Genomic DNA, 11,750 nt, shown 5'->3' on the forward strand with positions numbered 1-11,750 from the left:
AATGGGTAAACTTTTTAGGTATATGTTACCTTACAAGAAATATGCAGTAGCAGCTATTGCGCTCATGTTTCTTGAGGTGGTTATGGATTTACTGCAACCGACGCTGATGGCTCATATTGTAGACCAAGGTGTCGCTAATGGAGATGTGACCTATATCATTCAAACAGGTTTGATTATGGTAGGGGTTGCTCTTTTAGGGATTGTTGGCGGTGTAGGCTGTATTTACTTTGCCAGCATCGTGTCCCAAAATTTTGGTGCAGATGTAAGGCAAGATCTATTTAGTCATATACAGACCTTTTCTTTTGACAAACTGGATCAGTTCAAAACCTCTTCTTTAATTACACGACTTACTAATGATGTTACACAGGTACAAAACGTAGTACTGATGATGTTACGCATGCTAACACGATTCCCGCTGCTATTTATAGGTGGGATGATTATGGCATTTTCATTGAATGCCAAAATGGCGCTTGTGCTGGTTGTGACAGTCCCCCTTTTGATCCTAGCGCTTATGGTCATTATTAAGAAAGGCTTTCCTTTGTTTAAAAAAGTTCAGGCTAGCTTGGATAAAGTAAACGGAGTTACACGTGAAAATTTGGCGGGGGTAAGGGTAGTAAAGGCTTTCGTTCGTTCTGATTACGAAAAGGAACGTTTTCAAACAGAGAATGACCAATTAGCCGATATATCCGTAAAGGCAGCGCGGACAATGGCCCTGATGATGCCGATTATGATGCTGTTAATGAATCTAAGCATTGTCGCGATCATTTGGTTTGGTGGTTTTCAAGTGAATATAGGTAGTATGAAGCTTGGAGAAGTAATTGCTTTTACCAATTATATGACGCAGATTTTGTTCGCCTTAATGATGGCTGGAATGATGCTAATGATGGTATCACGGGCAAAGGTGTCTGCCGATCGGATCATGGAGGTAATGGATACCAAAACCACGATTTCGGATGTTGGGCATAAAGATGTTCAAATGCATACAGGAATGATTGAATTTGACCATGTTTCCTTTCAGTATGCTGGTACTAGTGGCGAACCTGTACTGAAAGATTTATCGTTTACGGTGACACCAGGAGAACGAGTTGCGATCTTGGGAGCTACGGGTTCAGGTAAATCTACATTGGTCAATTTACTTCCACGTTTCTATGATGTGACAGAGGGACGCATTTTATTGGATGGAACTGATATTCGTGAGCTGAAATTACAGGAGCTTCGTAAAAACATTGGAATGGTTCTACAGGAGGCAGTACTGTTCTCTGGAACAATACGCGATAATATTCGCTGGGGTGATCCCGAAGCTTCAGATGATCAAGTGATGGCCGCAGCAAAGGCAGCTCAAGCTGATGAATTTATTGATAAATTACCTGCCGGCTATGATACAGTGGTTGGTCAACGTGGAGTCAATCTATCTGGCGGACAAAAACAACGTTTGTCTATTGCTCGCGCTCTACTGACAAAACCAGACATTCTTATTTTGGATGATAGCACGAGTGCAGTTGATTTGACCACCGAAGCTTTCATTCAAAAAGCGCTAAAAGAGCAATTAGGACATGCGACTTGTTTTATTGTTGCACAACGCATTAGCTCTGTAATGGAAGCAGATAAAATTATTGTGTTAGAGAATGGCCAGATTTCAGCTATTGGAACTCACCAAGAGCTGTTAGAACGCTCAGATGTTTATCAGGATATCTATCGTTCCCAAGTGAGAGAGGAGGCGATTTAGATGAATCGAGGAGTATCAGGACCGGAACGTTCAAAAGGAATGGGTGGTCCCATGGGAAAAGGGATGACTGGCATTCCAGTTGTTAAACCGAAAAATTCCATGGAGGCGCTCAAACGGCTTTGGGGATATTTACGGGAACAGCGCTGGTCGTTATTCTTGGTTTTTTTCCTAGTGCTGGCTAGCTCTGGCTTTGCTTTGATGGGGCCCCTGCTGATTGGAAAGGCTATTGATAGCATGGGGATAACCACTGGGCAGGTTCAATTCCCCCTGTTAGCCAAGATTGTTGGTAGTTTAATCATCGTATATATATTAGGGGCGCTTGCTTCCTGGTTACAAACCTATCTAATGGCAAGCGTATCGCAGAAGACGGTCAAGAGTATGCGAAAGGATATCTTTGATAAGGTACAGACACTGCCTTTGCGCTTCTTTGATGAAAGGCCTCGCGGCGATTTAATGAGTCGTCTAACCAATGATGTAGAGAATATTAACAACACACTCTCACAAGCAACAACACAAATCTTTTCCAGTCTCATTACTGTTATAGGGGCAGTTGGAATGATGCTGATGTTAAGCCCTTCTTTAACGTTAGTGAGTCTCATCGTGGTTCCACTTGGTTTATTTATTACAAAGAAAATTGCCGAACGTACACGTAAGCTGTTTTTAGAACAACAGACAGAGCTAGGGCAATTAAATGGATATATTGAAGAAATGATTTCAGGGCAACGGGTGGTAAAAGCTTTTAATCGGGAACAAGAGACTATCGATCAATTTGCCGAAAAAAATCAACGTTTGAAAAAGGTGGGGGCTCAAGCTCAGGTTTTCTCTGGAATCATTCCCCCACTGATGAATGCTATTAATAATGTAAGCTTTGCGTTGGTTGCAGGCATCGGAGGGTACATGGCTGTACAAGGGGCTATTACGATCGGGATCATAACTGCTTTTTTAAATTACTCTAAGCAGTTTGCTCGTCCGCTAAATGAGATGGCAAATCAATTTAACATGCTACAATCAGCTTTTGCTGGTGCCGAACGTGTATTTGAGGTATTGGATGAGGAGCCGGAATTCGCTGATCAGACGGTGGCTCGCTCCCTTGGACAAGTGGAAGGAAAAGTAGAATTTAAGGATGTTACTTTTGGTTATAAGTCAGATAAGCCTGTTTTACAAGCGATTAATCTGACAGCCGAACCTGGACAGATGATCGCTCTGGTGGGACCTACTGGCTCAGGTAAAACAACAATTGTAAATCTATTGATGAGATTCTACGATGTGCAAAAGGGAAGTGTCATCGTGGATGGACAGGATATACGTCAGATAGAAAAAGAGGATCTGCGTTCATCTATCGGTATGGTGTTACAGGATACCTATCTATTTGCAGGAACTGTAATGGAAAATATTCGATACGGTAAGCTTGATGCTACAGATGAGCAGGTCATGTATGCAGCCCGTATGGCGAATGCCCATTCCTTTATTGAGCGCTTGCCAGATGGCTATCATACGAAGCTAACGGAGGATGCTAGCAATATCAGCCAAGGACAGCGACAATTGCTGACCATTGCGCGAGCTATTTTAGCAGACCCATCCATCTTGATTTTGGACGAGGCAACCAGCAGTATTGATACAAGAACTGAGATGCAAATACAGAAAGCATTGAAAGTGTTGATGCAAGGACGTACTAGCTTCGTGATTGCTCATCGCTTGAGTACCATTCAGGAAGCAGATCAAATCTTGGTCATTAACCAGGGAGAGATTATGGAACGAGGTAGCCATCAAGAATTACTGGAGCAAAAGGGCTTTTACTATAATCTGTATCATACACAATTTAAGAATCAAGCTTCGTAAGTGATAAAGGCTGTCCAGAGGAATTCTGGGCAGCTTTTTTTACTTCAAACCTTACAAAAATGTAAGAGGTGTGTAATCTTCTTGCATGGTTAAAAAATCTAGTATTAACTACAATAATTACAATGAGTCGCTAGCGAACGAAACTATTATGATGAAAAAGGACTGGTGTCTATGACCGCACTATCGGTCACAAAAAAAGAGCGTATTGTTTCGATGGATATCTTGCGTGGAATTGCACTTATGGGTATTTTGCTGGTAAATGCACCGGCCTATATGACTTATATTGAAGGACAAACCTTGAGTCAGCATGCTTTTGATCCTACCTTACGCCTTTTGTATGATTTATTCATTACAACGAAATTTTTCAGTATTTTTTCGTTCCTGTTTGGACTTGGTTTCTATATTTTCATGAGTCGTGCAGAAGCGCGTGGCGATAAACCGTTTATTCTTTTTGTCCGTCGTCTGGTGGCACTCTTTTTATTCGGTATTTTACACATATTTACTTGGTTTGGAGATATTCTAGTCTATTATGCTATTATGGGATTTTTATTGATGCCCTTCTATCGTAGGTCGGCACGAACTATCCTGAGTTGGTCAATGGGACTTTTTGCTATAACCGTATTAGCTAGTGGGATTGCTACTTTACAAACATATCTTGGTACTCCGGTGCCAGAGTTTATCAGCACTTTCAAGAGCGATACTTTTGCCATTTTGGGGATGTTTTTACTAGGACTCTATGTGGGTAAACAAAATATTGTAGCGGAAGTAGATAAACACGTACATCTGTTTAGACGTACACAGCTTATTACATTCATACTGAGTATCATTCCTTTTGTCGGTATTCTGTGGTGCCATTTTACAGATAACCCTCTAAATGAAATACTCAAACCATTTTTCTCCCGCATGGATACTTATCCAATGGCCTTGTTATACATGAGTAGTCTGTTCCTTCTGTTACGTAATGAGCGAGTGGCTACTATCTTAAAACCATTTGCTAATTACGGTCGTCTAGGCTTAACCTCTTATTTTACACAAAATATAATTGGGTCTATTATCATTTCTCTGCTTGGTTGGTCGAATGGTTATACATTAGTTCAATCCTTCTACATGGCGATGATCATCCTTGTCATTCAATTGATCATAAGTAATCTGTATTTCTTGAAATTCAAGCAGGGTCCGTTAGAGTTTATTTGGAGAAAATTAACGTACGGTTTTAAACGTAAAGAAAGAGCGACAACTTAATTCTTATGTAGAATCAAAACAGCCATTGCGTAGCAGTATAATTAACGCAATGGCTGTTTTCTTGTATCTTTAAACAAGGTGTCTTTTTAGTTTTTGTAAAAAGTGAGAGCGAACAATTAGGAAATAAACGAGTTGAAGTACAAAGAAGATCAGAATGCTTAGAATCGATGTTTTAAAAATGGAAACGAAGGTACCACTTGAATATACCTTTTGCAGGCCAACTAAAGCGACTGACGTGTGAACAATAGCCAATGTGAATGGAACAAAGAAGAGTAGAGCGATCTGGACAGTCATGCTTTTTTGCCATTCTTCTATTGATAAGCCAATCTTAGAGATTGTTTGATAATATTGTTTATCCCGGTCAAGATCCATGTAGAGTCGGAAGTATAAAAAGCTTCCCGCACAAACATAAAATATGACGGCTACAAATAAGCCGATAAATAGCGCACTGCCAACTGCCCGCTTAGCTTCAGCATAGTAGGCGTCACGAACTAGAGGGTGTTGGTCTTGGGTCAGCTTTTGGTTTACTTCTTTTGAGAAGGCTACCGCCTCTTTATTGATAGGTCCTCCCTTTCTCCACTCATGAACAACATAGCCTACAACGGTATAACTAGAGGATGCTTTTTCTTTCAAATAGGCAAAGTCTTCATCGGATACAGCTAGTGTGTTCCATTGATAAGAAAGAATTGGCTTGTCAATCTTATTTACCAAGCGAAAAGGCTTGTCGTCTTTTGTAAGAAGTTCAGGGCTACCATCCTGAGGTAAATAGTTTGCTCTAATCCAAAGGGCCTCCCCTTTCTTAATTTGATACGTTTCACGCTCTAGAAGTGCTGCTAATTGATTATAAGCCGATACCTTTATTACATCTGCACGTGCAGGCTTGGAAAAATATAAATCCTCTACCTCGACTCGCTGATAGTTCACATGATAATTAGCTAGGTGATCTTCAATGATTTGTGTCGATTTTTTACTCTCAAGCTTCTCATCGTTATGGTACGTATACTCGATTGTCAGTGGAAGAGTATCCTTTACCATACCAAGTACACCTAGGACACTGATCAAGGCTCCTGCCGAAGTAAAGGCGACGGTGGAGACAATGGTTACCATAAAAAACATCTGGGCATTATCCTTAATGCGATAAGCTAGATCGGATAGCCAGATGATCCGGGTTCCACGCCAGTAGAGAATGGGTTTTTTCTTAACCCAATTAATTAAGAATGCCCCAAATTGTGAGTAGAAGAAGTAAGTACCGACACAGGTTAATAGGATGACAATAAACATCCACTTTATGACTTCAAAGATATCGTTTTTGAGTGTAAACGTAATATAGTAGGCTGATCCAATGCAAAGGATAGAGAAAAGAGCTAAAATAACAGATCCTTTAGGCTCCTTTTTAGGTTTACGTGACTCATCAAGTAAAACCTTGATACTCCGATGCTTCGTTGTAAACAAAGTAAACAAAGAGATCAGCAAAAATGCCGTATAAAATGAAGCAACCGTAAGCAAAAGTGCCTCGGTAGGTATATAAAATGGTATTTCCTCCATATCAAGAACGGCTGAAGCGAATATGAAGAAGGATTTGGAGAATAGCAGGCCAAATCCAATACCAGCTACCATAGATAAAGTGACTAACAACAGGTTTTCCATAAATATCATAAAATTAATTTGCCAACGCGAAATACCAAGTATAGCTAAAACGGCAAATTCTTTTTTACGCATCTTAAGAAAGATATTCGTAGAGTACCAGATGAATGCAAAGGAAAAACAAAAGATGATTACTTCGGCTGCAGTCATTCCATTAACCACCAAGTAATGTAGACCTTGTGTGGTTGTTCCTGGATGATAAATAAACATGCCGTAGGTAAAATAAATCATAATGACAAAAGTGACACTTAAAAAATAAGCTAAATAAAACCTAAATTTACGCCGTACATTAGTTGCGATGAACTGTAGAAAGGTCATAGGTACTTCCCCCTAAAAGCGCAAGAACATCTAAAATTTGTTGGAAAAACACCTGGCGACTCTCTCCGCGTTGAATCTCATTATATAGGGTGCCATCCTTGATGAATAAAACGCGATCACAGTAGCTTGCCGCTACAGGATCGTGTGTCACCATCATCATCGTGGTTTTTTTTGTAACGTTAATGTTTTTCAAGGTCTCCATGACAATGCGTGTTGATTTGGAATCCAGATTACCTGTAGGCTCGTCTGCTAGTAAAAGTGAGGGAGAATGGATGATGGCTCTAGCAATGGCAGCACGTTGATTTTGCCCCCCCGATACCTCATAGGGCCGTTTTTGTAAAATGTGGCTAATCTCTAGCTGCGTAGCGATCTCATCCAATTTCTGTTTCATGTCAGGAATCTTGTAAAAATCAAGCGCGAGTGGCAATAAGATATTTTCACCCATTGTTAACGTATCTAATAGGTTAAAATCCTGAAACACAAAGCCTAGATTACGTCTGCGAAACACTGCTAGTTTTGATTTTTTGATTTTATGTGGGTTTTCACCATTTAATAGAATATGTCCAGTGGTCGGGATATCAATTGTAGCGATAAGGTTCAATAAGGTCGTTTTACCGCTACCTGACGGCCCCATTATAGCAATAAACTCGCCCTCTTCTATGTGGAAATTCACGTCGGTTAAAGCTCGATAGGGAATTTTCCCCCCATATATTTTGCTAACGTTTGTTACCTGAAGAAGTCCCATGTCACACATACACCTCCACTTCTTTTATTTATCCCGGTCAAGAGTCGCGTTTAGAGTATCATTCCGTTAGGTGTCAGTCAAGTTGAGCGTCGTATCATGGTTTTATCATCATATTCTCATAGGTTTATAACGATTCAAGCATGTTTTTAGTGTTCCTGCTAGCATATATTGGTATAGGCAGGAAGCGATAGAGGACATTACAAATCGTTATAAATAGAAAACAATTGTAAAAATAAAGTGGGGTGTCGATAATGAGACTACTTAAATATGGTGCGGTGTTACTACTAAGTGTGGCAATGGCTGGATGCTCAGTAATGGCAAAGGAGTCTGAGCTACAAAGACCTGCAAATATACCTGAAAAAACAGAGATCGTTAATTTATCAAAAATGGAAGTGAAAGAATTTTTTCCGAACGACGAAGGTACGTTTATCCTACGTGATCTGGAAAAAAATTCGACCTTTATTTTTAATGAAGAAAGAGCGAAACAACCGCAAGCACCTGAATCTACTTTTAAAGTCATGAATGCTTTAATTGGTCTTCAAGTAAAAGCAGTGGACGATGAATATACCGTGAAGCGCTGGGATGGTGTGAAGCGCGACCTTGATGTCTGGAACAAGGATCATACGCTTGGTTCGGCGATGCGCTATTCAACCGTTTGGTACTATCAACAGTTGGCCCGTGATATCGGTGCAGATCGAATGAAGGAATGGTTACATAAAGCTTCCTATGGAAATCAGGATACTACTGGTGGGATTGATAAGTTTTGGCTAAACAGCTCATTAAAGATCACACCTCTTGAACAAGCTGATTTCTTAGAAAAGCTATATAAAGAACAATTACCGTTTGATAAGCAAGTAATGAAGACTGTTAAACGTATGATGATTCAGCAGGATGAGGATTTATACACGCTGTATGGTAAAACAGGTACACGCAATACACCGCCAGTTGGCTGGTTTGTAGGATTTGTTACGGTAGAGGGACATCCTTATATCTTTGTTACCAATGTAAATGGAGAAGGAAGCTCTTCTGGAATAAAAGCTAAAAATATTACATTACAAATCCTCAAGAAATATAACATGCTCCCAACGCCATCCCAAAACAAATAGGATGATAAAGGGAAAGAACAAGGGCTGCAAACTAAGCAGCTCTTGTTGACGTATCAGAATCGTTTATAATAGAGTGAAGGATTAACTGTTATTTGGAGTGATATCATGTTGGGAGTAGAAGCATATCTCTTCATTAAAAAAGGAGATTCCAACCAGACAACGGTCAAAAAATTCATTACAGAGACCGAATGTACAATTGGTAGACGTGGGGCGACGTATCAACCTGATTTATCTTTTACCAGTTTATTTATATCAAGACAGCACGCTGTCATCCGCCAAGAGAGAAATCAATACGTTCTTTATGATCTAGACAGTAAACATGGAACTGAGGTAAATGGACAACCGCTCCAGAATGCCCCGCATGTTTTACAATACGGAGATCGTATTACATTGGCAAAAGGAGAGGCAGAATTTATTTTCTTTACATTGGAAAATGACTTGGATGTAACAAGGGAGTTTATTCGACCGCTTGATGCTAGTAAGGATCAGATGGCGAAACAGGTTGAGCCAGTAGCAGTTCATGTAAGTATGGATGTGAAGGGCTTAACCATCAATGTGGAGAGAAGAGAAATCCTGCTGGATGGGGATCGTCTTTATTTATCGGGAAAAGATATTGATTTGTTGATGCTCATGTACGAGCGTGTAAATCAAGCTGTTAGCTATGATGAGATGAAAGTGCATGTGTGGCCAGAACGAACATCCACAGTAGATGGATTGCCAGATGTAGGTCGAGCCGAAATTAATGCATTGGTTTACCGTTTACGTAAGAGGTTGGGTGAGTACGGTGATAAAATTATCACCATACCGCGGTACGGATATATGTTGGACTTATAAAAAAACAGAAAAGCCAGAAGGCAAAACAAGGGATTTCCGTTTTGATAAGAGAGGGAGTTCGGTTGTTTTTCTTCTGGCTTTTTTGCTATGTACAATTTTGATACGATGATGGGCTATCTCATGTATATATGAGCGATTTATCAGCGATTTGATGATGGAACAATATGTTTATTGGGAGACGTATGACCTATCTTTAGGAGAAGGGAGTGGATTTATCATGAAAAGAATACTCTTTTTATCTATAGTAGCGGTTCTTCTTGCAACAGGAGGAATTTTTATTTACGCCCATCTGATGGAAGATGACCCGCGTGTTGTAAAGGATCGGGCAGAAAAACGGTTTGAGGAGTATTTGGATAGCTGGGGTAAACAGGATTTTGCCCAAATGTATGAACAACTATCTGTGGATACGAAGAAAAAAATGACGAAGGCGGAATTCATAGGCCGCTATGAAACCATTTATAACGGGATGGAAGCCAATCATTTGCAAATGAAAGATACTTCACTGGGACGTGAAGCCATCACGGAAAACGAGGAAATTCGCCTGCCCTATCAGGTTAGCATGGATACGATAGCTGGTTCTCTTACTTTTACACATAAAGTAACAATGGTACGCGAAAATCAAAGTGGAAAAAAAGATTGGTATATCAAATGGAATGAATCCCTCATTTTTCCTAGCATGAAGGAGAAAGATAAGGTAAGGGTCCAAACAATCCTGGCGCAGCGAGGGGAAATTGTAGATCGCAATGGAATTTTATTAGCTACAACAGGGGTCGCTTATGAAGTAGGGGTAATACCCGTAAAATGGGATAAGAATTCAGACGACCAGAAACAAAAAGCGGCCACTCTACTGGATATGACCCTAGAACAAATTGACACGAAACGAAATGCGAAATGGGTGAAGCCAGAGTTATTTGTTCCATTAGCGACACAAGCTAAGGAAGACGATCGCTTAGATCAATTAGAAAAGGTCGAGGGCTTGATGATACGTAAGAGAGAGGTGCGTTATTACCCTTATCGTCAAGCTACTGCTCATTTAATCGGTTATATCGGAAGTATGAATGAAGAGCAATGGAAGCTATACGAACCAAAAGGTTATCGTTCTACTGATTTGGTTGGGAAGGCGGGCGTGGAACAAGTCTATGAGGAACATTTACACGGTACGCCAGGTGCGCGAATTATTATAGCTGATGAGCAAGGGCAGGAAAAGGAAATGTTAGCAAAAAGGCTAGCACAAGATGGGCAGAAGCTCACTTTAACCATTGATGCTGATCTACAGTTTGCTATCTATGAGGAAATGAAGAACGATGCAGGAACAGCAGCGGCAATTCACCCACTCACTGGAGAAGTATTAGCTATGTTAAGTACACCTGCGTATGATCCCAATGCGTTTATCAGAGGACTATCTAACAAGGAGTGGACCCAGTTAAATAACAATCCAGCTAAACCCCTACTCAATCGGTTTGCCATTGGATTTGCACCAGGCTCGACCTTTAAGCCTATTACGGCGGCAATCGGACTTGAACAAGGAAGTATTAAGGCTGAGCAAGGCATGACTGTCAAGGGATTACATTGGCAAAAGGATACCTCATGGGGTAAGTACGAGGTAACGCGAGTGAAAGACCCACATAGCCCAGTTACTTTAGAAAAAGCTCTTGTGTATTCAGATAATATTTATTTTGCGCAAGCGGCTTTACAGATGGGAGAGCAATCTTTTTTAGATGGGACGAAAAAGTTTGGTATAGGTGAAAGTTTACCGCTTACCTATCCATTGAAAAAGTCCAAAATAGCTAACAAGGATATCAAGAATGAGATTCAGCTAGCTGATTCTGGGTACGGACAAGGGGAAGTAACGATGACACCGCTTCATCTCGCGTTGACCTATAGCGCATTTTTAAATGAGGGTAATATGGTTTATCCCACATTGACTCTGCAGGAAGTGAAGCCACAATCCTTTTGGAAAGAAAATGTGATGTCGAAAGAAACAGCAGCATTGATTAAAGATGATCTAATTCAAGTAATGGAAAATTCACAAGGAACAGGGCGGTTTGCTAAACCATCGGGTATTCGCGTGGCAGGAAAAACGGGAACAGCCGAATTAAAAGCAAGAAAAGGTGAGAATGGGCTGGAGTATGGCTGGATGACCGTATTTAATGTGGATAAACCAAAGCTATTGCTAACGATGATGATAGAAAATGTAAAAGGTCGAGGTGGAAGCCATTATCTTGATCCCAAGATAAAACGAATTTTTGCGCAAGTAGTTAGTAGAGACTCCCAGTGAAAAGACAGGAGAAAGATA

Annotated in this window: 8 protein-coding genes; 6 read left to right on the plus strand and 2 right to left on the minus strand. The window is 40.5% G+C overall.

All coding sequences use genetic code 11. The annotated features are described in order from the left end of the window. Nucleotide 1 precedes the first annotated feature (1 nt). The 3 genes from ACQV1I_RS01590 to ACQV1I_RS01600 all read left to right on the plus strand — a co-directional run bounded on the left by ACQV1I_RS01590 (nt 2) and on the right by ACQV1I_RS01600 (nt 4,807). On the plus strand, nt 2-1,726 hold the full coding sequence (locus tag ACQV1I_RS01590) for an ABC transporter ATP-binding protein (protein WP_116335009.1): 1,725 nt from the start codon (nt 2-4) through the stop codon (nt 1,724-1,726). Next, on the plus strand, nt 1,727-3,565 hold the full coding sequence (locus ACQV1I_RS01595) for an ABC transporter ATP-binding protein (RefSeq protein ID WP_094701188.1): 1,839 nt from the start codon (nt 1,727-1,729) through the stop codon (nt 3,563-3,565). It abuts the gene before it with no gap. 171 nt (nt 3,566-3,736) lie between these two features. Next, the gene (locus ACQV1I_RS01600) at nt 3,737-4,807 is read left to right on the plus strand and encodes a DUF418 domain-containing protein (protein ID WP_116335010.1); all 1,071 of its coding nucleotides are present in this window, start codon (nt 3,737-3,739) and stop codon (nt 4,805-4,807) included. Between the two features lie 69 nt (nt 4,808-4,876). Here ACQV1I_RS01600 and ACQV1I_RS01605 read toward each other — a convergent pair whose 3' ends face one another. Further along, nucleotides 4,877-6,769 carry an ABC transporter permease gene (locus ACQV1I_RS01605; protein ID WP_116335011.1) on the minus strand — a complete coding sequence of 631 codons (1,893 nt, stop codon included), beginning with the start codon at nt 6,767-6,769 and terminating at the stop codon, nt 4,877-4,879. Continuing rightward, nucleotides 6,741-7,514, minus strand: coding sequence for an ABC transporter ATP-binding protein (locus tag ACQV1I_RS01610; protein WP_116335012.1), 774 nt, complete (start codon nt 7,512-7,514; stop codon nt 6,741-6,743). The genes ACQV1I_RS01605 and ACQV1I_RS01610 overlap by 29 nt, the downstream gene beginning before the upstream one ends. Nucleotides 7,515-7,765: 251 nt before the next feature. On the opposite strand from ACQV1I_RS01610, the gene blaOXA reads away from it, so the two are divergent. From blaOXA to ACQV1I_RS01625, 3 genes are all read left to right on the plus strand, one after another. Continuing rightward, nucleotides 7,766-8,620: a class D beta-lactamase gene (gene blaOXA / locus ACQV1I_RS01615; protein WP_094701192.1), complete on the plus strand. Its 855-nt coding sequence runs from the start codon at nt 7,766-7,768 to the stop codon at nt 8,618-8,620. 105 nt (nt 8,621-8,725) lie between these two features. Then, entirely contained in the window at nt 8,726-9,454 is a 729-nt protein-coding gene (locus ACQV1I_RS01620) for an FHA domain-containing protein (RefSeq protein WP_094701193.1), read from the plus strand. 217 nt (nt 9,455-9,671) lie between these two features. After that, the gene (locus ACQV1I_RS01625) at nt 9,672-11,732 is read left to right on the plus strand and encodes a penicillin-binding transpeptidase domain-containing protein (RefSeq protein WP_116335013.1); all 2,061 of its coding nucleotides are present in this window, start codon (nt 9,672-9,674) and stop codon (nt 11,730-11,732) included. The last annotated feature ends 18 nt before the right edge of the window (nt 11,733-11,750 follow it).

The sequence above is a fragment of the Brevibacillus sp. JB24b genome (genome assembly GCF_051713385.1).
Lineage (GTDB): Bacteria > Bacillota > Bacilli > Brevibacillales > Brevibacillaceae > Brevibacillus_B > Brevibacillus_B laterosporus.